Consider the following 23,502-nt stretch of genomic DNA (forward strand, 5'->3'; position numbering starts at 1 on the left):
AGGGTTGCGCGTCCGGGGCTTTGCTGTATTTGCTGTAGTAGTTGGGGAGGCGCCCGTACTCTTCCTTCGCTCCTACAGGGGCACCCGCCCTCGCTTCGCTTCGGGCACCCTGATGTCGCTTCAGGAAGGTACAGGCACCTCCTGTCCTTGACCGTAGACAGCACAAAGGGACGGTATTATCCTCGCTCGGATAATACCGTCCCTTTGTGTACGCGTTTAGCTCTGCTGCGCCAGGTAGTTCAACAGCGTCGCGGTCAGCTCCGGGTCATGCGCCAGTGCCGTGCCGTTCAGATGAGTTACCGGCGCAATCAGACGCACCGACGACGCCAACCACACGCCGTCCGACTCGAACAAATCCTGCGGGTAGAGCGGTCCGAAGCCCAGCTCCCAACCGGCCTGGCGTGCCGCCTCGAACACCGCACCCTGCGTGGTGCCGGGGAGGATGCCGTGGCTCGGCTCGGGCGTGTACAGCACCTTCTTGCCGTCCTCAATCTTGGCGACCAGCACCGAGGAGGTGGCGCCCTCAAGCACGCGACGCTCATCGGTGATGAAGATAGCGTCGTCCGCGCCGCGCTCCTGCACATACCGCAGGACCGCCATGTTCACCGCGTAGGAGAGGGTCTTCGCACCCGCCAGCAGCCACGGGTAGGCGCTATTATCCATCGGTTCGTGGCCGCGCGGCAGCAGCATCGCCTTCACACCCTCGGTGCGGCGCTTCACGATGGAGGCAGGCACCGGCGACGCCATAATCAGCGTGTACGGGCCCGGCTGCATGGAGGTCACCGCCTGGGTGGGGCCGCGCGAAATAATGATCTTCACGATGTGCTCTTCACCCAGCGCCGTTTCGGCACCGGCGGTCGCCTCACGCATGAGGCGCTCCACCGCCGAACGCAGAATCTCGGGTTCCGGGTCGGGCAAATCCAGCATGCGCGCCGACGATTCGAGGCGGGACAGGTGCATGCCGAGCTTACGCACGCGGCGGTTGACGGACAGCATGGTCTCGAAGACGCCATCGCCGCGGGTGAAGCCCTGATCATCAACGCTGATGAGGGGCACGGACGGGTCAACGAAGATGCCCTGCGGGTTCTGCTCGTTCAGAAGAATTACGGTACTAGACATAGTTTTATTGTACGTTCGCGCCCGGACCATAGGCAGGAGGCGTCTGTACCTTCCTGAAGCGACATCAGGGTGCCCGAAGCGAAGCGAGGGCGGGTGCCCCTGTAGGAGCGAAGGAAGGGTGCGGGCGCTTCCCTACTCATGTCCCAAGTGGGGCTAGGCGCGGAGGAAATATGCGGCACCCCGCCTCCCTGTAGGAACGAGGGCGAATACCGTCTCCCTCTGTGTCATCTGTTGAGGAGGGTTGGAGGTGCGTGTACCTTCCTGAAGCGACATCAGGGTGCCCGAAGCGAAGCGAGGGCGGGTGCCCCTGTAGGAGCGAAGGAAGAGTACAAGCGCCTCCCTACCCACGTCCCGAGCAGAGCAAACTAGCCCCAGAGGAACTGGATCGTACCCGCCGCAATAGATACACCGTACGCAACAGCGATAATGACGGCGGCAGCAATGCTCACGTGCACATCACGCGGCGAATAGGACGGCACACGAGCCCAGGTGCGTTCGCCTGCGCCGAAGCCGCGCGCCTCCATGGTGATGGCGAGGCGGGAGCCGCGGCGGATAGCCTGCACGAGCAGGGCGAAGCTTTGCCCACCGAAGGTTTGGGCGCGTCCGGCGAGGGATTGGCCTGCACCGAGTCCGCGGGCGCGTCGTGCCTGGCCGAGGGCGTTCCATTCGGCGAAGAGAATGCCGACGAGGCGCAGAGCGGCGACAGTGGCGAGCACGAACCGGGAGGGTAGTTTGAAGGTTTGTGCGAGGGAATCGCCGAGGTCGGTCGGGTCGGTGGTGAGTACGAATGCGAGGGTGGGTAGGACCATGGCGAGGGAGCGGATCATCATGGCTGCGCCGACGGCGGCGGAGTCGGTGGTGATGGTGTTGAAGCCGAGGTCGAGGATGGTGGTGCCGGTTTTGGCGCTGAGCATGGCGACGGACCAGCCGGTGGTGATGACGGCGATGAGGATGGGCCAGAAGCGGGCGAGGACGTTGACGGGTCGGAATCCGACGAGGATGAATCCGAGCAGTTCGAGGGCGAAGAGGATTCCGGAGGTGAGGGGGTCGCGCACGATGAGGGCGGCGATGATGAGGGTGAAGGAGACGATGAGTTTTACGCCGGCGTTGAGGTTGCTGAAGTAGCTGGTTCGGTCGATGGTGCCGAAGAAGTCGGTGTTCATGCGTTCTCCTTTCCGGGGGTGGTGAGGGCGGGTAGGGTGATGTGGTTGCCGCCGAGTGCGGCGGTGTAGTCTTCGTCGTGGGTGATGGAGATGATGGCGGTGCCGCCTGCGAGTAGTTCGCGGATGAGGTCGACGAGTTCTGCCCAGGTTCGTGCGTCTTGGCCGAAGGTGGGTTCGTCGAGGATGAGGATTTTGGGTGCGGTGGCGAGTGCGGAGGCTACGGAGAGTCGTCGTTTTTCGCCGCCGGAGAGGGTGAAGGGGTTGGCGTCGAGCAGGTGGGTGAGGCGTAGGTGGGTTGCGAGTTCGTTGGTGCGGGCGGCGAGCTCGTCTTCGTCGAGGGGGTTGCGGGTGAGTGCGGCGAGTCGGCGGGGGCCGAGTTCGAGTTCTTCGCGTACGGTTCCGCGGATAAATTGGTATTCGGGTTCTTGGAAGACGTAGCCGATGCGGCTGAGCATTTGGGCGGGGGTCCAGGTGGGCACGTCCCAGTGGGCGCGCTCGCTGTCGTGGTTGCCGCCGTGGTTGCCGTCGTAATTACGGAGCGCGTCGGTGGCGGTGAGGGTGCCGTTGGGTGCGGTGAGGAGCCCTGCGAGGGTGAGGGCTAGAGTTGATTTGCCGGCGCCGTTGGGTCCGAGCACGCTGAGGTGTTCGCCGGCGTGCAGGGTGAGGTTGATGCCGCTGCGCAGTACGGGCAGGTCGGTGGGTGCGGGTGCGGGGGTGTCGCCGAGGCGTTTGATGGTGCGTCGGCGTGCGCGTCGTTGTTTGGGGGTGGGTTGTGCGCGGGTGATGCTGAGGTTTTCGGCGCGCAGTAGCGCCTCGCCGTGCTCGCTATCGCCGCCCGTAGCCTCGCCGCCCGCAATATTACCGGTCTGCGGCGCACGCGGCACGTAGTTGGGTACCCATACGCCCGCGTCGATGAGTTCTCGGCGGGCTTCGGTGAGTACGGTGTCGGGTGCGCCATCGTGGGTGATGGTGCCGCCTTCGCCGAGCACGATAATGCGGTCCATGTGCGGCGCCCAGATGCTCACGCGGTGCTCCACGACGAGCAGGGTCGCGCCGGTGGCTTGCGCGGCGGCAAGGATGCTGTCGCGTACTTCCTGCACGCCGGAGGGGTCGAGATTGGCGGTGGGTTCGTCGAGAATCATGGCGCCGGGGTGCATCGAGAGGATGCCCGCCAGGCCGAGGCGCTGCTTCTGACCGCCGGACAGTGCGCTACTGGGGTGGTCGAGGGCAAGGTGGTTGAGCCCTACCGCGGTGAGGGATTCGGTGACGCGGCCCCAGATTTCTTCGCGGGGTACGCGCAGGTTTTCGGGGCCGAAGGCTACGTCATTGCCGACGGTTGCCATGACGATGGAGGATTCGGGGTCCTGCTGCATCATGCCTGCGGTGCCGCGTGCTTCGGCAGGGGCTTGCCCGTTGATGGTGATGGTGCCGCCGGCGGATTCGCCGTCATCATCGTGGAGCACACCGGCGATGGCGTGCAGGAGCGTCGATTTGCCGGCGCCGGAGGTGCCCAGTAGCAGGACTTTTTCACCGGGGTTGATGGTGAGGTTGAGTCCGCTGATGACGGGTTCTGGGCGTCCGGGGTGGTGCCAGCTGAAGTTGTTGAGCTCGATGCGCGCCCCGCGCGGTGTTGCTTCCATGATGGTTCCTTAGCCTTTTGTGTGGCTGCTGTAGTGTGCCGAGTGGTGACTCGTGGTGAGTGACTAGTTGGTGGCTAGTTGCTGGTGGTTAGCGGCGGGTCTTGCCGGATGCCAGCGAGGAGAGCACACCGGTCTTGGCGAGGTTCTGCACGAGAATCCACGCCAGGAAGCCTGCGATAACTGCACCGGAGACGACGGCGCACGCTACGTAGATGATTGCCTTGACCGGTTCCATGTCGGGGTAGTAGATGAAGATTTCGTTAACGCCCATGAACAGGCCGCTGAGCGCACCGGAGAAGATGGCGACGGTTGCGTTCCAGCGGCGGTAGCGGAAGATCGCGAAGGCGATTTCAGCGCCGAGGCCCTGGAAGAGGCCCGCAATCAGGATTTCGCCGCTCCACGCGCCGCCGGTAAAGAGTACGGAAATGAATGCTGCGACGATTTCGCCGAAGAGTGCCGCACCGGGCTTGCGGATGAGCAGTCCGCCGAGGGTGCCGCCGAGCAGCCATGCGCCGGCGACGATGGGGCGGAATTCGGGTGCTGCTACGAGTGCAGTTTTGGCGGCGGGGCCGACTGCGATGTCCCAGATCCAGAAGATGACGGCGCAGGCTACTGCGATAACTGCAGCGATGACGATTTCGTTGACTCGCCAGCGCAGGTTCGGCTTCTTCGCTTCTGCCTGGGTAGATGCCTGGGAGGCGGGGGTTGCGTTCTGTGACATTGGTGGTCCTTCCGTCGTTGGAAGGGGAATGTCCTCGCCCTCTGATTGGACGAGGGCATTGAGAAGAAATTCGACTCCCTACGCCGGTACTAACCGGATCAGGTTCGAGGGTCTGCTTAGCACTCTCAGCGCCTCGGTGGCGCTCCCCTGTCGTGTGGGGTTCCTTGTCCGTGCCGTTGTGGTGCGGGTGGGAACCCAGGTTCGATTGTAGGCGTGTCTGGCTGTTCGCGCCAATTTGCCGCTTTTTGTTTTCTTCTTCTGCCCGCATTACAGAATTGCACGGTGTACAATTTTGGGACGGAGAGGCTCCAAGGCGGCACGAACGCCTTAAACCCTATACGCTAGGGAGTGGCGCTCTTTTCTCACCCAACCCCGAAGGGGTTCACGGGCAGGACGCCGCATCGTATACAGCTAAGGAGATACATATGAACCCCGTCGCTAAGCTTGCTATTGCGGGTATCAACATGGGCGCTGCTGCCCTGGTTGGTAAGGGCCTGGGCGCAGCCTGGACCAAGGCTACCGGTAACCAGCCTCCCGCCATTTCCCACGAGTCTGAAGATACCCTGCGTCAGGTCATCCTCTGGACCGTTCTGACCTCCGTCGTGGGTGCTGTGGTGAGCTTCGGTATTGCTCGCCTGCAGCGTCGTTTCTTCAACTAAGACTTTGCGCCTTCCGCGCGAAAGTTCATGAACTAGGCGGTACGTATCTTCGCTCGGTACGTACCGCCTGGTGTTCCATCTTCAGCACGCCCGCTCTACTTCAGCCGGTTCCATGCCGACGCTACGCTGAAGCGCCACCTCGGCATCCGAAAGCACAACTATGACTATTTCTTCTCCCCGCCGTAAAACGAAGGCTCAGCGTAGGGTCGTTGACCACGCGAACAGCCGCCGCTCGATTGCGTCCTGGGTCATGTGGGATGTTGGTTCGTCGAGCTTCGACTCGATTATGACGACCTTCATCTTCACCGTGTACCTGACCAGCAGCTACTTTGGCACGCCCGAAGAGACCTCCTCGGCACTGTCGCTGGGTCTGACCGTTGCCGGTTTCCTCATTGCGATTCTAGCGCCGGTGACCGGTCAGCGTAACGACAAGTCCGGCAGGGGCATCTTCTGGCTCGGTGTGAACACCATGTTGCTAGTCGGCTCGATGGCGGCGTGCTTCTTCGTGGGCCCCACCCCGCAGTACTTGTGGCTGGGTGTCACCCTGATTTCTGCGGCAAGCGTGTTCAGCGAGTTCGCGTACGTGAACTATAACGCCGTGCTACCGCGCATCTCCCACCCGGAGAATATCGGTAAGATTTCGGGCGCCGGATGGGCTGCAGGCTACATTGGCGGCATCCTGGCGCTGGCTGTGGTGCTGTGGGGTTTTGTGCTTACCCCCGAGGTGCTCGGCCTGACCACCGATAACGCCCTGAATATCCGTGCGGTCGCACTGTTCGCCGCCGCCTGGTGTTTGATTTTCTGCCTGCCGCTGCTGGTGCGTATGCGCACCCGCGAGCGCTTCCTGCCGGAGGTGCTGCCCACCCGCGAGCTGCGTTTCCTGGAGCTCGGTATGGAGCGTCTCTCCCCGGCTCGTCAGGGCGGTCTGCTCGCCTCCTACAAGGCGCTGTGGCGCACCATTAAGCGGCTGAAGATGACGTCCCCGCAGACCCTGTGGTTCCTGATTGCTTCGGCGGTGTTCCGTGATGGTCTGTCCGGTATTTTTACGTTCGGCGGTATTCTTGCGGCGGGCACGTTCGGTTTCAGCACTTCCGAGGTGATTCTGTTCGGTATTGCCGGTAGCGCTGTCGCGGCGGCTGGCGCGATTCTGGGCGGCTACCTGGATGACTACCTGGGCCCGAAGGCGATTATTGTTATCTCGCTGGTCGGCATTATCTTGGCGGCTACCCCGTTGCTGTTTTTCCCCGAACCGGGCGTGTTCTGGGTATGCGCTCTGCTGCTGTGCCTGTTCGTGGGCCCGGCGCAGTCGGCGTCACGCACCTTCCTGGCTCGTCTGGCGGATCCCGGTACTGAGGGTGAGCTGTTCGGCCTGTACTCGACCACCGGTCGTGCCACCAGCTTCCTGGCGCCGATGCTGTTCGGTCTGTGCGTGAGCATCATGGGCGCGCAGATTTGGGGTGTGCTCGGTATTCTGATCGTTGTGGTGGCGGGTCTGCTCCTGCTGCTGCCGGTGAAGGCGCCCGGTCCGCTGCGTATGCGTGCGGCTCGCCGCGAGCAGAAGCGTGAACAGAAGCGCCGCGACAAGGCCGCCCAGTAAGGCTGCTCGGTAAGGCGTCGCGGGGCTAAGCGTCCTGCAAACCCCGCAAATACAAGCCTGCAAACGCAACCCCGCATACACACAGGGAGGGGCGGGTAGAAGAATGATCTTCTACCCGCCCCTCCCTTGTGCTTAAGCAGTGCCTACCAAGCGGAGCTCAGAAAGCCGTGTCAGTAAGCCACGTCAGAGAGACCCGGCGGCTAGTCCTCCACCACGTCGTCCTCATCGTCAGCGACAGCATCCTCAGAGGAATCCAGTGCAATCTGCTGCTCCTCCTCATCCAGAACCTCATCGCTCGTCATCTGAGCCCAGGTCGCGTCATCAATCAGCGGATCATCAATCACACGGACCCACAGCATCGAACCAGCCGCCAGAGCACTCAAATTCTCGTCATACGCCTCCGCAGGCAGACCCTCAAAAATCTCAGCCAGACGCGCAAACAGGTCATCATACGAAATGTCGCCCTCAGCTTGCAGCCAGCACTCAGCCGCAAAATCAGACAGCTCATTCAGCTCAGTGTCGCACAGCAGCAAGAACGGGCCGTCCTCACCCACACGCACACCCGAAGTACCCGGCATACGAGACACCGCAATCGTACCGTTCAAGAACACACCCGGCAGGTGATCCTCAACCGTGTACTTCTCCAGGCTCTCAACCTCATCAGCATTCGGCAGCTCACCGCCATTCAGCAGATCCTGAACCAGCGGCAAAGTATCCTCAACCTCCGAGTACACCAGGCGCCACACGCCACCGCAACGCTCCACCAGCTTAGCCAGCGACACAACACCCTCAGGGTGACGCGCCAGACCCGAGCTCTGCTCGCTCAAGAACACCAGAGCCTCATGCAGCGGAACACGCTCAAAATACGGCTCCGAAGCCGACTCATCACGAGAAATGAACACAATACGCGACAGCTCATAGCTGAGGTCATCACGATCAACCACGTTCAAACCCAGATCCACCGGGTTCTGCTGATCCTTCGGCGCATTCGGGTCAACAATCACAGACAGCGGCTTCGGATACGGCGACACAACACCCTCATCCGAAATAATCGCAGTCTCATCAGTCAGGTACGCAAACTTCGAACCCAAGAAACGCGACGCAGTCGTCTTACCGCTACCAGAAACACCCACCAGCGCAACAGCGCGCTTCGACTCAGGGTCACCAATAACAGCCGCATGCAGCATCACACCGCGACCAACCAGCTGCTCAATCATCGCCAACGTAATACGGCTCGTCAGATCCTGCATACCCGAATCATCATCAGCCACACGCAGCGTCGAAACCTTATCAAACGAACCCATCAACGGATTCGCCAAATCCATCACCGACTCATCAGTCGGCGCATGAACCAGCATCACCTGATCAAAACGAGACAACGAAGCATACGCCTCATCAGGAGTATCAAAAAACTCCGGAGCAAGAGGCTCCCACGCCTTCTTAAAACGCTCCACAAAAGAGTCCGACATATCAATCAGATACAAAGAAACTTCCGCGCCAGCAACACGCAGAACAACAGGCTTCAGATTCATCAAAAATCCTTAGAGAGTGAGAGATAAAAACCCGCACGCGAGTGAACGCACGAGCACAACAGGCGAAAAAACCGCCCAACGCGGGCGCACAAACACACAGCCTGCACGCCCGCACCCCAAAGCGGGAAAGACTAAGACTCCACAGAACCATCCGCAGGAATCATCGTCTGATGAAAATTCAAATAACTACGCGAAGCAGTCGGGCCGCGCTGACCCTGGTAACGGTTACCATACGCACCAGAACCATACGGATGCTCAGTCGGGCTACTCAAACGGAAGAAACACAACTGACCAACCTTAGAACCCGGCCACAACATAATCGGCAAAGTCGCCATATTCGACAACTCAAGCGTCACATGCCCCGAAAAACCAGGATCAATAAAACCAGCCGTAGAGTGAGTCAGAAGACCCAAACGACCCAACGACGACTTACCCTCCAGGCGGGCAGCCACATCATCAGGCAGGGTCACCTTCTCATACGTAGAACCCAACACAAACTCACCCGGATGCAGAATAAACGGCTCATCAGGAGCCACCTCCACCAGGCGCGTCAAATCCTCCTGCGGCTGAGCAGGATCAATATGCGGGTACTTATGGTTATCGAACAGACGGAAGAAACGATCAATCCTCACGTCCACACTTGCAGGCTGAATCATCGACTCATCGAACGGATCAAGAACGATGCGCCCATCAGCAATCTCTTGACGAATATCGCGATCTGAAATAAGCACGTTTAAAGGATACCTGGCAAACACCACCCACGTGCAGGCATCCACCAGCCCCAGCACACAGGCCTACATCACATTTCAACCCCGCCACCCCGCACATAAACAACCGCGACACATTTCACCCCCGACAAGCAAGCGCGATACACTGAAAAAGATGCGGCTGTAGCTCAATGGTAGAGCGCACGCTTCCCAAGCCTGATACGCGGGTTCGATTCCCGTCAGCCGCTCCACAAGCCCCGGACCTTATGGTTTGGGGCTTTATTTTTTAGGTTGGATGCGGTGGTTGGGCTCGGTTGGACGGGTCGAGGCGGTATGTTCCTTGCTCCTGCAGTAGGAGCGAAGGAAGTGTATAGCGTGCGCATGGGGCTACAGCAGACCCTTTCTCGATGAGCCCTCGGGAAAGTGCCCCGACGTTCCTACGGAACCACCGCCATACCCGGCTGCCAACCCTCGTTTCCCGGCGAGCTGTCTGCGGTACCCAACCCGAAGGACACAAAACGATTACACCACTCCACAGGACTTGAGCAACCGCTACCGTACCGTTCCTGAACGGCTACCTTGCCAACATCAGCCACACCTATCCCAGGTCACAGAACGTGAAGCACCATAGCAGTTTGCCTTCGAGCGCACTCAAAGGTTTAGTGTAATTGATATGTTGGAAGAACGGTTAGAGCAAGCCCTTAGGCTCGCGATCGATCCACCCGGAGGGCTAAATACTGCGGCGTTGCGCGACCTGATCAGAGATGACGAGAACACTCAGTGGGATATCGCTACCACTGCCGAGTATTTGGGTATCAGCGCACATACGCTGCGCTATTACGAACGTGCAGGGCTGGTGAAAGTAGGACGCGATGCATCCGGCTATCGGCTTTACGATGCTGCGGCTGTACGGCGTTTGGTTTTTATTACCCGAATGCGGGTCTCTGGAATGTCGATTGCCCAACTCCAGCATTACATCTCCTTGGTTGAACAAGGTGCAGAAACAGTACAGGAGCGTCTTGATTTGATGCTGGAGCATCGCGACATCCTTCGACAACGAATAGAGGATCTTCAGTTATCGCTGGCAGCTACCGAATTCAAGATAGCAATGTATCAGAAAGGTTCCCATCCATAATGAGTGATCAGTACGATATTGATTCCGTCGATAACCAGCGACGTCGTGATCTTGGATTGCAGGTTCTCTCCCGTATCGACGGAGACGCTGGTCAGAGTGTTATCGAATCACTTTCCACGTCAAACCCTGCTTTAGGACACCACATCGCCGCATTTGCTTTCGGTGATATTTACGATAGGCCCGGTCTGGATGCACGCAGTCGCCAGCTAGTAACCATTGGCGTATTGACTGCATTAGGCGGATGCGAACCTCAACTTAAAGTTCATGTTGGAGCGGCACTCAATGTCGGGATTTCCGAAGAGGAAATTCAGGAAGCTATCCTGCACGCCTCAGTGTACTGCGGCTTTCCACGAGCACTGAACGCTACTTTCGCAGCACAGGAAGCAATAGACTCACGGCGGAACTACGACAGGTAAGTTGATAACGCCACTCCGGACACTTCCTGGCAGGGCCGGAAACCTTTGTATCCAGAGTGACGTTCTATTGGAGCGGCTGACGGGAATCGCTTCCAGGCGGAAATACATTCCCTCGCGCGCTCGGGATTTCCGCCTTCCAGCCCGTCAGCCGCTCTCCTCAAGCCTTCTGCCCCACGGTAGGAGGCTTTTTATTTTGGGTTGAATGTGGTGGTTAGGCTCAGTTGGACGGGTCGAGGCGGTATGTTCCTTGCTCCTGCAGGAGCGAAGGAAGTGTATAGCGAGCCAAGCGCACACACCTCAAAACACTTGAAGGATGTTCAACTCACCACACAGTTGTGCTAACCTAACCACAGAAATTCAAAGAGAGAATTTCTAAAAAACATCTACTCGACGACGAATCGTAGACCCGCATGACCCGCGAAACGCACCCCTACACCACCCCCGCACGCCCCCTCGACCTGAACCTCTACCTCGTCACAGGCGACAACCCCCTCGAAACCGTCCGGGCAGCCAAACACGCCACCTGCATCCAAGTCAGGTCCAAACCCATCAGTGCGCGCGAGCTCTACCAGCTCACCGAAGCTATCGCCGGCATCATCCAGCCGCACCAGACCCTCCTCATCGACGACCGTGTAGACGTCGCCCTCGCGCTGCGTGCCCGCGGCGTGCGCGTTGACGGCGTGCACATCGGTCAAGACGACCTGCCCGTAGCCGACGCCCGCGCCCTCCTCGGCGCCGACGCAATCATCGGCCTGACCACCGGCACCCGCCAGCTCGTCGAAGAATCCAACAAGATCGCGCACCTGATCGATTACATTGGTACCGGGCCGTTCCGTCCCAGCCCCACCAAGAAGTCCAACCGCCCGCCCCTCGGCATTGATGGGCTCCGCGAACTTGCCGAGCTGTCCGCCGTACCCACCGTAGCTATCGGCGACATCACCCCCGAAGACTGCCCCGCCATCCGCACCACCGGAGTCGCCGGAATCGCCATGGTCCGCGCCTTCGTCGACAACCCCGCACTGAAGGCATAGCCATGACCATCACCATCGTTGGCGGCGGAATCATCGGGCTTACCACCGCGTTTGAGCTCACCGAACGCGGCGAGAACGTACACCTCATCGACGCCGAAACCAGCGACTACGGCACCGCCGACGACGGCACGGCGCTCTACCCCGCCGCCAGCCACTACGCCGGCGGTATGCTCGCGCCCATCGCAGAAGTGCAATTCCAGCAGGACGCGCTCTTCCCGCTCATGACCGCCAGCGCCGACGCCTACCCCTCCCTTATGGAGAGGCTCAGCCGCGCCACCGACCTGCCCACCGGCTACGACACCACCGGCACGCTCATCATCGCAGCCGACCGTGCCGACGCCGAGCACCTGCAACGCACCCGCGCCTACTACCGGGACATGAACCGCCCCGCAGACCCCGTCACCCCCACGCAGGCGCGCGCCCTCGAACCGCTCCTGGCACCGCGTATCGCCGGCGCTGTGAGCATCCCCAGTGACCATCAGCTACACCCGCGGCTCATGAGGCGCGCCCTCAAAGACGCCCTCACCCGCCGCGGCGTCACCTTCAGCACCGAACGGGTCACCGACCCGGACGCGGGCGACATTATCTGCGCTGGACTAGGGGCAACACTGCACGGGGACTACCCGCTACGCCCCGTCTACGGGGACATTCTGCGCCTGCGCGCCCCGCGGCCCATCCTCAAGCATGTAGTGCGCGGCTACGTGAACTCCCGCCCCGTCTACCTCATCCCCCGCCCTGACGGGGAGCTGTGCATCGGCGCGACCAGCCGCGAAGACCACCGCACACTACCCGCCATTGACGGCGTACACCAGCTGCTACGTGACGCAATCCGCCTGGTGCCCGCGGTTGAAGAGTGCGAGCTTCTGGAGGCGAACGTCGGCGCCCGCCCCGGCACCCCGGACGACCTGCCCATCTTCGGGCACCGCACTCGCGCTGACGGCACCCGCCAGCTCGTGTCCACGGGCTATTTCCGCCACGGCATTCTGCTTGCCGCGCTCGCAGGCAAGGTCGGTGCGGAGGTCGCCTGCGGGGCTGAGATTCCGCCCATCATGCAGGCATGCGACCCGGCACGATTCACCCACTAAACACAGTCCCCGCCGGATGCACCCGGCACCTTCACGAAAGGATTTCGCATGATCATCACCTACAACGGCGAGCCGCTAACCACGAATGCCCGCACCGTATTTGACCTTGTCATGGACCAGTTTGGTACCGAAAATGGCGTGGCTGTGGCGCTCAATCGCAGTATCGTGCCGCGTTCCACGTGGCTGGATGTGCCGCTGAACGAGGGCGATAGGGTGGATGCCCTCACCGCCGTTCAGGGCGGCTAATCTTCCAGCCTGTATCGGAGAGATACCCACCGGCAAAAAAGAACAGATATTCTCGGTTTTTGTTCCCTAAACCGGGCGCACCGTAGCGCCCCGCACCAACCAGCAAACCCCGTTATTTAGACGTTCCCACAGAGGAGAACACCATGAGCCTCACACCGCTCACCATCGGCGACCGCACCTTCACATCCCACCTCATCATGGGTTCCGGAGGCGCAACCAGCATGGACCTGCTCGAGCAGGCGCTCATCGCCTCCGGCACCGAAATGACGACCGTTGCCATGCGCCGTCACGCCGCAGGCACCCCCATTTTTCCGCTTCTGCAGAAGCTCAATATTGCGCCGCTGCCCAATACCGCAGGGTGCCGCACCGCAGCTGATGCGGTGATGACCGCAATGCTCGCCCGCGAGGCGCTGGGCACTTCCTGGGTGAAGGTCGAGATCATACACGACGAAGACACCCTGCTGCCGGATACCGTGGAGCTGTTGAACGCTTGCGAGCAGCTGGTCGCCGAGGATTTCACGGTGCTCGCGTACACCTCTGACGACCCGGTGGCTGCCGCTCGCTTGGAGGATGCGGGCGTTGCGGCGGTTATGCCGTTGGGCGCGCCGATTGGTACCGGTCTGGGCATTTTGAACCCGCACAATATTGAGCTGATTGCTTCTCGCGCGCAGGTTCCGGTGGTTCTGGATGCTGGCGTGGGGACCGCCTCCGACGCGGCGCTGGCGATGGAGCTGGGTTGTGATGCGGTGTTGTTGGCGTCGGCGGTGAATCGTGCTGAGGATCCGGTGGCGATGGCTCAGGCGATGAAGTTTGCGGTGCAGGCGGGCGCGTTGGCGCGTGAGGCTGGCCGTATTCCGGTGCGTGAGCACGCGAAGGCGTCGTCGCCGTCGGAGGGTTTTGTCTCGTGGATGTAAACCTCACCCCTACCCCGGTGAATCCGGAGCATGCGCGCCTGGATCGCGAGCGCACGGACCGTCAGCGTCGCCTGCCGGGCTTTAATCAGGATGCGGTGGCGGCTGCCCGCGTGTTGGTGATTGGTGCTGGGGGTTTGGGTTGTCCGGTGGTGCAGGCATTGGCGGCGGCTGGTGTGGGGTATCTGCACATTGTGGATTCTGATTCGGTGGAGCTGTCGAATATTCAGCGTCAGCCGCTTTTTGGTGTGTCTGATGTGGGTGAGCCGAAGGCGGAGGTTGCGGCGCGCCGTGCCCTGGATTTGTGCCCGTCGTTGACGGTTGAGACGACAATCCGGCATGTGGATGCGTCCTGGATTTTGGATCTTTTCGCCGCGTCGGCACCGGATTGTGTGGTGGATTGTACGGATACGTTTGCGTCGAAGTATCTGATTGCGGATGCTGCGCAGGTTGCGGGTTTGCCGCTGGTGTGGGGCACGGTTTTGCGTTTTGGCGGGTCGGTGAGTCTTTTTGAGCCGGATGGCGCGCATTTGCGTGATATTTTTCCGACGATTCCGCAGACGGTGGAGTCGTGTGCGCTTGCCGGGGTGTTGGGTGCGACGACGGCTGTGGTTGGTTCACTGATGGCGACGGAGGTGCTCAAGTTTGTGAGTGGTTTGCCGACGGCGGCGGGTACTCTGCTGACGTATGATGCCTTGTCGGGTACGTGTACGTCGTTTGGGGCGGTGCCGGATCCGGCGCGTGTGGTGCCGGTGGATTTGTCGGCACATGAGGTTCCGCAGGTTCTGTTGGATGTGCGTGAGGTGCCCGAGCGTGAGGAGTCGGTGAAGCATGAGGGCTCGTTGCATGTGCCGCTGTCGCACCTGAGCGACGCTGAGGGATCGCTGCTGCCGGCAACCGACGTGCCCGCGGAGCTGCTGAGCCTGTTTGAGTCGGTGCGTAATCAGCGCGTGGGCGTTTTCTGTGCCTCGGGTGCGCGAGCGCAGCGCTTTGTGCAGGCGTACGCGGAGCTGGCGGGCGAGTACGGGGTGCGCCTCACGGCACTGTAGAGACGATTCCCCCATGTGCAAAGGCGTAAAATCGTGTATAACACGGCGGCACGTCGCGCGGTTTGTTCTGCCTAAAAACTGCCGCTGCCGCCTCCTGTTTTCGCACACTCACTCTAGGAGTTTTATGCTCACCGTCTCTACTGTGCCGCTTGTTTTGTGTACGGCACTTGTTGCGTTGACTTTGTTGATTAGCGGTATTGCTAAGGCGAAGGACCCGCAGAGTACCGTGACCGGTATTCAGAATCTTGGTTTGGAGAAGATCGCGCCGACCCGTGCGGTGTCGCTGATTTTGCCGTGGTTCGAAATCGCACTAGCCGCTGTTCTGCTGCTGTCGCCGGTGCGTTTGCCTGCGGTGATTGCGTCGGGTTTGGCACTGATTCTGATGCTGTTCTATACGGTGGTGATTGCGCGCGCTCTGGCGACGGGTCGTACTGCGGGTTGTAATTGTTTCGGTGCTGAGTCGAATGCGCCGGTGAGCCGTTACACGCTGGTCCGTAATGTTGCGTTGTTGTTGGCGGCGGCTGGTGCGCATGCGAGCGCGTTGAGGGGCGGCACGGGTGTTGTGTCGACTCTGCTGGGTCTGGGTAATAGCGGCTGGACTTGGGTTTTTGGTGCGGCGCTGATTGCTGTGACGTTGGAGGCTGTTCGCCGCGGTGATGCTCTTGCGCAGCCGGAGCCGCAGGCTGAGGTGATTTTGCCGGAGCCGGTGTATGACGAGAACGGTGAAGAGCAGTATGTTCGCATGCCGATTCCGCATGCGGCGCTGTACCTGGAGAATGGTCGCCACACGAATATGCGTGCGTTGGCTAAGAATCAGGCGCGTATGCTGGTGTTTGTGTCGGCGACCTGCGTTGGTTGCGTGAAGTTTTTGAAGACGATGTCTTCGTGGCAGGAGCGTCTGCCGCAGGTGGCGTTACATCCGGTGTATTCGAGTCTGGAATCGTTGCAGACGTCGCGTAATGCGGGTACGTTGCCGGAGGGCTTGACTCCGCTGATTGACCGTGAGGCTGGTGCGCGCGCGAATTTCGGTAATGGTGTGCCGTTGGCTGTGGTTTTGGGTGCTGATGGTCTGATTGCTGGCGGCCCGGTGGCTGGTAAGGAAGAGGTTGAGGCGCTGCTTGCCGATATTGAGGCGCAGTTCGCTGAGGTTGCTCGTCTGGCTGAGGAGGAGCGTCAGGAGCAGCTGCGTAAGGCGCTTGCTGAGGGTACATCGAATACTGGCGGCGATCACCTCTAACCGTTCCTCTGTAGTTTCTCTGTTTTTCGTGCTGTCCCGATAGCCCCGTCCGGCTCTTACTGCCCTTACCGGCAGGTGCCGGGTGGGGCTATGCTAGAACGTAGCGCACACACCGCTTATATGCCGCGGTCACCTTGCCTGGTGGCGGTTGGCGCATCCTCAACCCTGTCTAAGGAGTTTTTATGGCAATGATGAGTTTCAACGCTCCGGGCGAGCGTGAGAAGTCCTTGTGGCTGGTCCGCAAGGAGAGCAACCCGAATCATTCTCAGTGGTACATTGACCGTTTTAAGGCGATGGAGGCTGAGGGTAATGATATGGCGGGTGAGTCTCGTCTGGTGAATGCGTTGGCTTCTCGTGGTGCGAAGATTCTTGATGCGGGTTCGGGTCCTGGCCGTGTGGGTAAGCAGCTGCACGCGTTGGGTCACCGTGTGACGGGTGTGGATATAGATCCTGAGCTGATTGAGGAGGCGCGCCGCGTCTGCCCGGATGCTACGTGGATTACTGCCGATTTGGTGGATTTGCCGGAGGTTCTGGGCATTGAGGGTGATGCGACGGCGGAGAATGGTTTTGAGTTGCTGGTGTGTGCGGGTAATGTGATGGGTTTCTTGGCTCGTTCGACTCGTAAGCCGGTGGTTGAGAATTTCCGTCGCGTGCTGGCCCCGGGTGGCCGCGCTGTCGTGGGTTATGGTTCGGGTCCGGGCCGTGATTATGCGTTTGAGCAGTTTTTGGCGGATGCCCGCAAGGTTGGTCTGAACGTGGATAACACCTACTCGTCATGGCAGTTGCACCCGTTTGTTGAGGGTTCTTCGGAGTTTTTGGTGGCGGTGCTGTCGCGCCCGGCGAACTAGGTTCGCATCGAAAGCTAGCGTGCAGCGCGTCTTGAACTAACGCGCAATGCGTCTTGAGTTAGGCATACAAATGGCCCGGCGCCTACCCCGTGTGGGGTGGGTGCCGGGCCTTTGCGCGTCCTGAAGATGCGCATCCGAAAAGAAGCACCGTTGAAGAACGGGTGTTCTAGTGGATGAGGTAGATGGTGCGTGCGAGTTCTTCGGGCATGAAGGATGCGGCGAAGAGGATTGCCACGATGATGACGGCGAGTGCGGTCATGAGGCTGGAACGCCAGCCGGGGTGTAGCTCGTTGAAGGTGATGAGTCCCTTGTGTTCTTTGTCCATGTTGACCACGTTGATCTGTTTGTAGATGGTGGTTTGAGCGGAGAGTTTGGAGGAGACTTCTCGCATGGTTTTACCGTCCCAGACGCGGCCGTCGATGCGCATGAGCTGTTTGCCGTCTTTGTCGACGGCCCACATGGCGGGGAAGCTGCGGTAGCGTAGGCGGCCGGCGACGGTTTTGAGTTTCTGGCCGTAGGCTTTTTTGGGGTAGAGCTTTTCGGCGAAGATGGTGTGGTCGATGTTTTCGAGGGGTACGGCGAACCAGCCGAAGGTGCGTGCGCGGAGCACGTGGGTTTTTGTGATGACGATGATGGTGGGTTTGAGGACTGAGTAGAGGTTTACGCCTGCGATGGTGCCGATGAGCAGTACGAGGAGGGTGTACGGCAGGGCGGGTCGCTTGTAGAGGATGAAGGCGAGCGCGGCGAGGAGCACGATGGTGCCGGGGAGTGCCGCTTCGATGCGCCTGCCGTAGGAGCGCATGCGGGGGTGGAATAGTTCATTGACTTCGCCGTATTTGGCGGGGACTTCGTGAGCGCGTTCTGCCATATACACAACTTTAGTGTGTGCGGTGCGTGAAACCTAGCGGACTACCTGCGTTACTCTGGTTCTATGCGTAATTTTTCTCCCGTGGAGCGGGTTCTGGCAATGTGGATGGTCGGTGTTGTGGTGGCGGTTTCTGTGGCTGCTGCGGCGCTGGTTATGACGAATAAGCTGGTGTATGGCCCGACGGGTCAGGTGCGGGAGTATTTTCATGCGTTGCGTACGGGTAATGGTTCGTATGCACGTGGCCTGTTGGGTGCGCAGATTCCTGAGGGTGACGCCTCTTTGCTGGATGGGGATGCTTTGAGGCGTTCGGTGTCTTCGTTGGGTGAGGTGTCGTATGAGGTGGTGGAGACCAGCGAGGATGGGGAGCATGCGACGGTGCGTGCGTCCTATATTTTGGAGGGTTCGCAGCAGCATACGGATTTTCGTTTGCACCGTTCGGGCACGCATTGGGGCTTTTTTGATAAGTGGGCTATTGATGAGGCGTCTTTGCCGTCGGTGAAGGTGAATATTCAGGGTGTGGAGGCTGCGACGATTAATAACCGTAAGGTTGCGGTGGATGATGGTGCGGCGTCGTTCCCGGTGTTTTACCCTGGCGTGTATGCGGTGTCGTATGATTCGACGGTTTATACGGCGCAGAAGGTGAATGAGGTGGTGACTGCGCAGGATGCGAATCATTCGGTGCGTATGGAGTTGAAGCCGAGTGATAATGCGTTGTCGTCGGTGAAGGAGCAGGTGCAGGATCATTTGAAGAAGTGCACGCAGCAGAGCACTCTTTATCCTGGTGGGTGCCCTTTTGAGTATGCGTTTACGGGTCGTGTGGATTCTGAGGTGAAGTGGTCTGTGGTGAAGGTGGCTGATCCGCAGGTGAGTGTGAGTTCGGCGGGTGTGTGGTCGTTGAAGCCGATGTCGGGTACGGCGAAGGTGTCGTTTACTCAGTTGGATTTGTATACGGGTGCGCGTTCGCAGGTGCAGAAGGAGATTCCATTTACGTTGAAGGCGTCGGTGGAGGCGGATGCGAAGGCGGTCCGAGTCTCCTTCTAAAGCCGCTGAGTTGCGAGAGCCAGTATGCTCTGAACGCGACATCAGGGCGGCACAACAGAAAAGGGCCGGTGTTATCCGTAGCGACATCAGGGTGTCCGAGCGAAGCGAGGACGGGTGCCCCTGTAGGAGCGAGGATGACCCGACCCTTTCGCGTCCCACAATCCTCAAAGGACAAAGGGAACCGGTACTTTCCGCAGCGGTATCAGGGCAGCACAACAGAAAAGGGTCAGTATTATCCGTAGCGACATCAGGGTGTCCGAGCGAAGCGAGGACGGGTGCCCCTGTAGGAGCGAGGATAATACTGACCCTTTATTTAGTGTTTTAGCGATCCCTAGTTGATACCGCGAAGGTCCAGAACGAGTTCGCTTTCGTCTGCCTCGTCACCGGTCACGACGACGGGAATACCCCAGTCCTGCTGGTAGAGGTGGCATGCTGCGTGCTCGGGGATGTCACCGCCGGGGGTGCCGTCGCAGGCGGCGGCGCGGGCGGTGATGTGTAGGACAGCCTCGGTGATTTCGGGGTTGAGCACGAGGGTGCGGGTCAGGCCGGTGGAGGTGCCGGCGCCTTCCAGGATGAAGTTCTCGGGGGTGGAGGAGATCTTCAGCTGCGTGGGGTCGCCCCAGCGGGTGTCGAGCTTCTGGCCGGTGGGCACGGTGAATCGTGAGACGAATTCGAGGGTGCCACCGGTGAGCTTGGTGGAGGGGCGCGCGGTGGTGACGGCGCCTTCGTCGACGTGCTGTGCCTTCGCGGGAATGGAGGCGCGTACGAGCTGGTGGGCGTTGGTTTCGACGATGATGAGGCGCGGTTCTTCGCCGGGTACTTCTTCGACGAGCAGGTCGGAGGGTTCGTCGAGGCCGCGTTCGAGGGTGCCGAGGGTGCCGGTTGCGGGGTCCCAGCGGCGGATGGCACCGTTGTAGGTGTCGGCGACTGCGATGGATCCGTCGGGCAGTTCGGTCAGGCCGAGGGGGTGCTGCATGCGGGCGGTTTCGGAGTCGCCGTCGACGAAGCCGAAGTCGAAGAGACCCTTGCCGACCGCGGAGGTGACCTGTACGCCATTGTCGGTGAAGGTGACGTGGCGCAGGCCGCTGGTTTCGGAGCATGCGACCCAGAGGCTGCCGTCGCGTGCTTCGATGATGCCGGAGGGCTGGGCGAACCAGGCGTCGGCGGCGGGGCCGTCGGCGAGGCCTTCGACGCCGGAGCCTGCGAAGATGCTGACGGTGCCGTTGACGGGTTCGTAGCCGAAGAGCTGGTGGGTGCCTGCCATGGCGATGATGAACTGGCCGGCTTCGCGGGAGTAGACGGCGTCCCAGGGCGAGGAGAGCGCAATGTCGGTGGCGGGTACGCCTGCGGGGATGTGGTTGGGGTCGCCGGTGATGGCGTTGTCGCCGTCGATGACGCGCTGCACACCGTTGCCTGCGAGGGTGCGGACTTCGCCGGTGCGCAGGTTGAGGGAGCGCAGGCGGTGGTTGACGGTGTCGGCGACGAGCACGTCGTAGCCGAGCTGTTCGCGCAGGTTTTCGGGTACGAGGGCGAGGCCGGCGGGTTCGTTGAAGCGTGCTTCGGTGCCGGTGCCGTCGACGTGGCCCTTGACGGGGTGGTTGACGGGGTCGTCGCCGCCACCGTAGGTGTTGATGACGGTGTTGAGGTCGGCGGCTACCTGCAGGATGCGGTGGCGCGCGCTGTCGGCGACGAGGTAGGTGCGCTCGCGGTTGCCGAAGAGGTTTGCGGGGCCGAATTCGGCGGGCAGTTCGATGGCCTTGCCGGGGAAGGCGTAGGTGCCGGCTGCCTTGGGGCGGGGCACGTAGGGGCCGTCGCCGCGGTGCAGGGTGCCCTTCGCCTCGTGCTCGGCGACGAGCTCGCGTACGAGGGAGGTGAGGCCCTGCACGTGGCCTTCGCCGGAGAGGTGGGCGACAATGTAGCCTTCGGGGTCGACGACGACGAGGGTGGGCCATGCGCGGGCGGTGTATGCCTGCCAGGTGGTCAGTTCGGGGTCGTCGAGTACGGGGTGGGTGATGTGGTAGCGGTCGACGGCTGCGGCGAGCGCTACGGGGTCGGCTTCGTGCTCGAATTTGGGGCTGTGTACGCCGACGGTGACGAGTACGTCGGAGAATTCTTCTTCGAGGGGGCGTAGTTCGTCGAGGACGTGTAGGCAGTTGATGCAGCAGAGGGTCCAGAAGTCGAGAATAACGATTTTGCCGCGCAGGTCCTGCAGGGTGAGGTTTTTGTCGCCGGTGTTGAGCCAGGCGCGGCCTTCGAGTTCGCTGGCGCGTACGCGTACGCTGCGGGTGGTGTTCTCGCTCATGGGTTCTCTCTCCTGTTGGGTGCGCCGTGTGTGGGCGCGATGGTTTGCTGTCCCCATTATGCCAGCGTGGTGGGGGTGGTTCGCTGGGAGTTGAGCTTTGTGACTTGGGGGCTTAACGCCCTGTCATATTAAGTCATATTGCGGGTGGTGTGTGGGTGCACAGAAGCGCCCCGCACGCATCACTATCGGATGCGCACGGGGCGCTGGTTGCCCTATCTGGTGGGCTGTTCTGGCTGTTCTGCCCGGAGGCAGGCGCTAGTTTTTACTTAGCGCCTGCAACCTCGGAGAGGTCACCAATCTTGGTGGGCTTGACCGGGGTCTTCGCGGTGCCGCTGAAACCGTCGATACGGCCAGGTGCCTTCGGGGTCTCGATGGTGGAGACGTCGGTCGCCTTCTCGAAGGTCTTAGTGTTCAGCACGGATGCGGTGCCGTCTGCATTGACGACGGTGTAGAGGTTGTCCTTGGGGTTGGTCTTAATCCAGGAGCCGTCCTCTTTCACGACGATGGTTGTACCGTTGGAGTCGATGCTGGTCCACACACCGTTATTCTGGATGCTGACGATAGCGCCGTCCTTGGCTTCGAATGCGGCAAGTTCATTGGTGTAGTAGACGGTGCCGTCGCTGGTCTGCACCTTCTTCACGCCGGACTGCTCCTTGAGCTGATCCAGGGCTTTCTTGCTGGCGGTGTAGCCTGCGGAGGCTCCCTGCTGGGCGGCTTCCTGACCCTTCTGGAGCGCTTCAGCGGCTTCGCTGGGCAGGCCGCTGGGGGCGCTGATGGTGCCCTGGGTGGTCTTGGTTTCTGCCTTGGTGGTTTCAGCTGCTGCGGAGGTGGTGCTTGCGCTGGTTGCTGCTGCGGAGGTGCTTGCGGGTGCCGAGGCAGTTGCGGAAGCGGTCGCAGAAGCGGATGCGCTTGCCGATGCGGAGGAGTTGGAGTTGGTGCCGGAGTTGCCGCCGCAGGCTGCGAGGCCGAGGGCACCGGCAATGGTCAGGGACAGAACAGCAATAGACTTCTTCACTGAATTTCTCTTTTCTGTATGCGCCGCTCTGCAACGGCGCAGTGCGTGGTGTGGTTGACCTGTACTCCGGTATGCCCGGCGTACGCCTTCATGCTAGCACCGCGACCTGAAAGCTCCCTGAGATGTTGCGGTGCTTCCCCTCCCCCGCTTCGGGTATTCTCGGCGTAGCTTCGGGTCTTCTCAGCGTAGCTTGAAGACGCAAAACGCCCCGCACGCATCACGGTCGGATACGCACGGGGCGTCTTCATAAGTCACGGACTGTCACGCTCTACGAGCGTCACTAGCCGTTATCAGCTCTTTACAGCTTACTTGGGCTGTGCGGGCTTGACGGGGGTAGCCTTACCCTGTGCGGGCTTTGCGGGAACCTTCGGAGCCTTCAGGTCTGCCTTCTCGCCGCCAACGATGGAGGTTACTTCACCGGATGCGTCCACGGTTGCCTGCAGGCCGCTGTTAGCCTGGATGCTCCAGGAGCCGTCAGCCTTGACTGCGACCTGGCCGTTTGCGTCCTGGCGGCTCCAGGAGCCGTCAGCCTGTACAGCTACCTGACCTTCGTCACCCTGAATGGTCCAGCCGCCGTCCTCGGAAACGATAACGTCGCCCTCAACGGTGGAGGTGGTGTTGCCCTCGGAGTCCTTGGACTCAACCTTGGTGTTGCCCTTTTCGTCGGACTCTACCTTGGAGGAGTTGCCCTCGGAGTCCTTAGCGTCTACGGATGCCTTGCCGTCTGCGCCGACCTTCACGTCTGCGGAGTTGCCTTCGCCGTCGTTAGCCTTGACGGTGACGTTGCCGTCCTTGTCAACCTTCACGTCTGCAGTAGCGGAAGCAGAAGCTGCCGAGGTGGTTGCAGCTGCAGAGGATGCCTTAGCCGATGCGCTTGCGGAAGCAGTTGCCGAAGCGGATGCGGATGCAGTCGCGGTGGTGGTGGAAGAGGACTGGGAGCCACATGCGCTCAGGCCCAGTGCGCCTGCGAAAGCGATGGACAGAACCGCGGTGGTCTTCTTCATTGCGGGGGCGATAGCCATTGTTTCTCCTTGTGGTTGTTGAGTATGGTGCGGCTAGTTGGCGACGTATTCGCGTCGTGCGCAGGTTCCTTTTACGGTTCCCATAACGATTATCGGTTTAACCAACCGCGTTAATTCTATCGAGTTTGGGGGCTTTTATCCGAGCCGGTGGACGTTTA

The 23,502-nt window shown here is 60.7% G+C and carries 22 protein-coding genes, 1 tRNA gene and 1 riboswitch; of the genes, 13 read left to right on the forward strand and 10 right to left on the reverse strand.

Annotation, left to right across the window (positions count from 1 at the left end; translation table 11 throughout):
* Positions 1-216: 216 nt before the first annotated feature.
* The 4 genes from O3675_RS08700 to O3675_RS08715 all read right to left on the reverse strand — a co-directional run bounded on the left by O3675_RS08700 (position 217) and on the right by O3675_RS08715 (position 4,643).
* Positions 217-1,119 carry an aminotransferase class IV gene (locus tag O3675_RS08700; RefSeq protein WP_005509006.1) on the reverse strand — a complete coding sequence of 301 codons (903 nt, stop codon included), beginning with the start codon at positions 1,117-1,119 and terminating at the stop codon, positions 217-219.
* A gap of 365 nt (positions 1,120-1,484) precedes the next feature.
* Positions 1,485-2,282: an energy-coupling factor transporter transmembrane protein EcfT gene (locus tag O3675_RS08705; protein WP_371572078.1), complete on the reverse strand. Its 798-nt coding sequence runs from the start codon at positions 2,280-2,282 to the stop codon at positions 1,485-1,487.
* Positions 2,279-3,922, reverse strand: a complete 1,644-nt coding sequence (locus O3675_RS08710; RefSeq protein ID WP_371572080.1) for an ABC transporter ATP-binding protein — start codon at positions 3,920-3,922, stop codon at positions 2,279-2,281. Before O3675_RS08710 ends, O3675_RS08705 begins: the two co-directional genes overlap by 4 nt.
* 88 nt (positions 3,923-4,010) lie before the next feature.
* Positions 4,011-4,643: an ECF transporter S component gene (locus O3675_RS08715; RefSeq protein ID WP_005506757.1), complete on the reverse strand. Its 633-nt coding sequence runs from the start codon at positions 4,641-4,643 to the stop codon at positions 4,011-4,013.
* A 58-nt stretch (positions 4,644-4,701) separates the two neighbouring features.
* Positions 4,702-4,802, reverse strand: a riboswitch (TPP riboswitch).
* A gap of 266 nt (positions 4,803-5,068) precedes the next feature.
* Between O3675_RS08715 and O3675_RS08720 the strand changes: the two genes are divergently transcribed.
* Both O3675_RS08720 and O3675_RS08725 read left to right on the forward strand, forming a co-directional pair.
* Complete coding sequence (locus tag O3675_RS08720) at positions 5,069-5,302, forward strand: DUF4235 domain-containing protein (RefSeq protein ID WP_005506756.1); 234 nt, start codon at positions 5,069-5,071, stop codon at positions 5,300-5,302.
* 160 nt (positions 5,303-5,462) lie between these two features.
* On the forward strand, positions 5,463-6,899 hold the full coding sequence (locus tag O3675_RS08725) for an MFS transporter (protein ID WP_371572082.1): 1,437 nt from the start codon (positions 5,463-5,465) through the stop codon (positions 6,897-6,899).
* 200 nt (positions 6,900-7,099) lie between these two features.
* Here O3675_RS08725 and O3675_RS08730 read toward each other — a convergent pair whose 3' ends face one another.
* Both O3675_RS08730 and dcd read right to left on the reverse strand, forming a co-directional pair.
* Positions 7,100-8,431, reverse strand: a complete 1,332-nt coding sequence (locus tag O3675_RS08730; RefSeq protein ID WP_049362003.1) for a septin family protein — start codon at positions 8,429-8,431, stop codon at positions 7,100-7,102.
* Between the two features lie 131 nt (positions 8,432-8,562).
* A complete protein-coding gene (gene dcd, locus O3675_RS08735; protein ID WP_005509013.1) occupies positions 8,563-9,162 on the reverse strand; it encodes a dCTP deaminase in 600 nt (199 codons plus the stop codon).
* Positions 9,163-9,315: 153 nt separating this feature from the next.
* Between dcd and O3675_RS08740 the strand changes: the two genes are divergently transcribed.
* The 10 genes from O3675_RS08740 to O3675_RS08785 all read left to right on the forward strand — a co-directional run bounded on the left by O3675_RS08740 (position 9,316) and on the right by O3675_RS08785 (position 17,096).
* Positions 9,316-9,389, forward strand: a tRNA-Gly gene (locus O3675_RS08740).
* 422 nt (positions 9,390-9,811) lie between these two features.
* On the forward strand, positions 9,812-10,273 hold the full coding sequence (locus O3675_RS08745) for a MerR family transcriptional regulator (protein WP_049357955.1): 462 nt from the start codon (positions 9,812-9,814) through the stop codon (positions 10,271-10,273).
* Positions 10,273-10,689: a carboxymuconolactone decarboxylase family protein gene (locus tag O3675_RS08750; RefSeq protein ID WP_049357953.1), complete on the forward strand. Its 417-nt coding sequence runs from the start codon at positions 10,273-10,275 to the stop codon at positions 10,687-10,689. The genes O3675_RS08745 and O3675_RS08750 overlap by 1 nt, the downstream gene beginning before the upstream one ends.
* 410 nt (positions 10,690-11,099) lie before the next feature.
* Complete coding sequence (locus tag O3675_RS08755) at positions 11,100-11,720, forward strand: thiamine phosphate synthase (protein ID WP_314390936.1); 621 nt, start codon at positions 11,100-11,102, stop codon at positions 11,718-11,720.
* A gap of 2 nt (positions 11,721-11,722) precedes the next feature.
* A complete protein-coding gene (gene thiO, locus O3675_RS08760; protein WP_371572086.1) occupies positions 11,723-12,805 on the forward strand; it encodes a glycine oxidase ThiO in 1,083 nt (360 codons plus the stop codon).
* Positions 12,806-12,853: 48 nt separating this feature from the next.
* Complete coding sequence (thiS, locus tag O3675_RS08765) at positions 12,854-13,051, forward strand: sulfur carrier protein ThiS (protein WP_049328087.1); 198 nt, start codon at positions 12,854-12,856, stop codon at positions 13,049-13,051.
* A gap of 143 nt (positions 13,052-13,194) precedes the next feature.
* Positions 13,195-13,965: a thiazole synthase gene (locus O3675_RS08770; RefSeq protein ID WP_371572088.1), complete on the forward strand. Its 771-nt coding sequence runs from the start codon at positions 13,195-13,197 to the stop codon at positions 13,963-13,965.
* Positions 13,956-15,011, forward strand: a complete 1,056-nt coding sequence (locus O3675_RS08775; RefSeq protein WP_371572089.1) for a ThiF family adenylyltransferase — start codon at positions 13,956-13,958, stop codon at positions 15,009-15,011. Before O3675_RS08770 ends, O3675_RS08775 begins: the two co-directional genes overlap by 10 nt.
* Before the next feature lie 124 nt (positions 15,012-15,135).
* The gene (locus O3675_RS08780; protein ID WP_371572091.1) at positions 15,136-16,248 is read left to right on the forward strand and encodes a MauE/DoxX family redox-associated membrane protein; all 1,113 of its coding nucleotides are present in this window, start codon (positions 15,136-15,138) and stop codon (positions 16,246-16,248) included.
* Between the two features lie 182 nt (positions 16,249-16,430).
* On the forward strand, positions 16,431-17,096 hold the full coding sequence (locus O3675_RS08785) for a class I SAM-dependent methyltransferase (protein WP_371572093.1): 666 nt from the start codon (positions 16,431-16,433) through the stop codon (positions 17,094-17,096).
* A 166-nt stretch (positions 17,097-17,262) separates the two neighbouring features.
* Here the strand turns inward: O3675_RS08785 and O3675_RS08790 are convergent, their stop codons facing one another.
* Positions 17,263-17,964, reverse strand: coding sequence for a hypothetical protein (locus O3675_RS08790; RefSeq protein ID WP_314849927.1), 702 nt, complete (start codon positions 17,962-17,964; stop codon positions 17,263-17,265).
* Positions 17,965-18,027: 63 nt separating this feature from the next.
* On the opposite strand from O3675_RS08790, the gene O3675_RS08795 reads away from it, so the two are divergent.
* A complete protein-coding gene (locus O3675_RS08795) occupies positions 18,028-19,005 on the forward strand; it encodes a hypothetical protein (RefSeq protein ID WP_005506744.1) in 978 nt (325 codons plus the stop codon).
* Between the two features lie 331 nt (positions 19,006-19,336).
* Here the strand turns inward: O3675_RS08795 and O3675_RS08800 are convergent, their stop codons facing one another.
* The 3 genes from O3675_RS08800 to O3675_RS08810 form a co-directional block, all read right to left on the reverse strand.
* Positions 19,337-21,307, reverse strand: coding sequence for an NHL domain-containing thioredoxin family protein (locus tag O3675_RS08800; protein WP_371572096.1), 1,971 nt, complete (start codon positions 21,305-21,307; stop codon positions 19,337-19,339).
* A 262-nt stretch (positions 21,308-21,569) separates the two neighbouring features.
* Entirely contained in the window at positions 21,570-22,322 is a 753-nt protein-coding gene (locus tag O3675_RS08805) for a preprotein translocase subunit SecD (protein ID WP_311452524.1), read from the reverse strand.
* 305 nt (positions 22,323-22,627) lie between these two features.
* Positions 22,628-23,344 (reverse strand): hypothetical protein, encoded by a 717-nt coding sequence (locus O3675_RS08810; protein WP_371572098.1) that lies wholly within the window; start codon positions 23,342-23,344, stop codon positions 22,628-22,630.
* Positions 23,345-23,502: the final 158 nt, after the last annotated feature.

It is taken from the genome of Rothia sp. 27098_8_27 (genome assembly GCF_041432805.1).
Classification (GTDB): domain Bacteria; phylum Actinomycetota; class Actinomycetes; order Actinomycetales; family Micrococcaceae; genus Rothia; species Rothia mucilaginosa.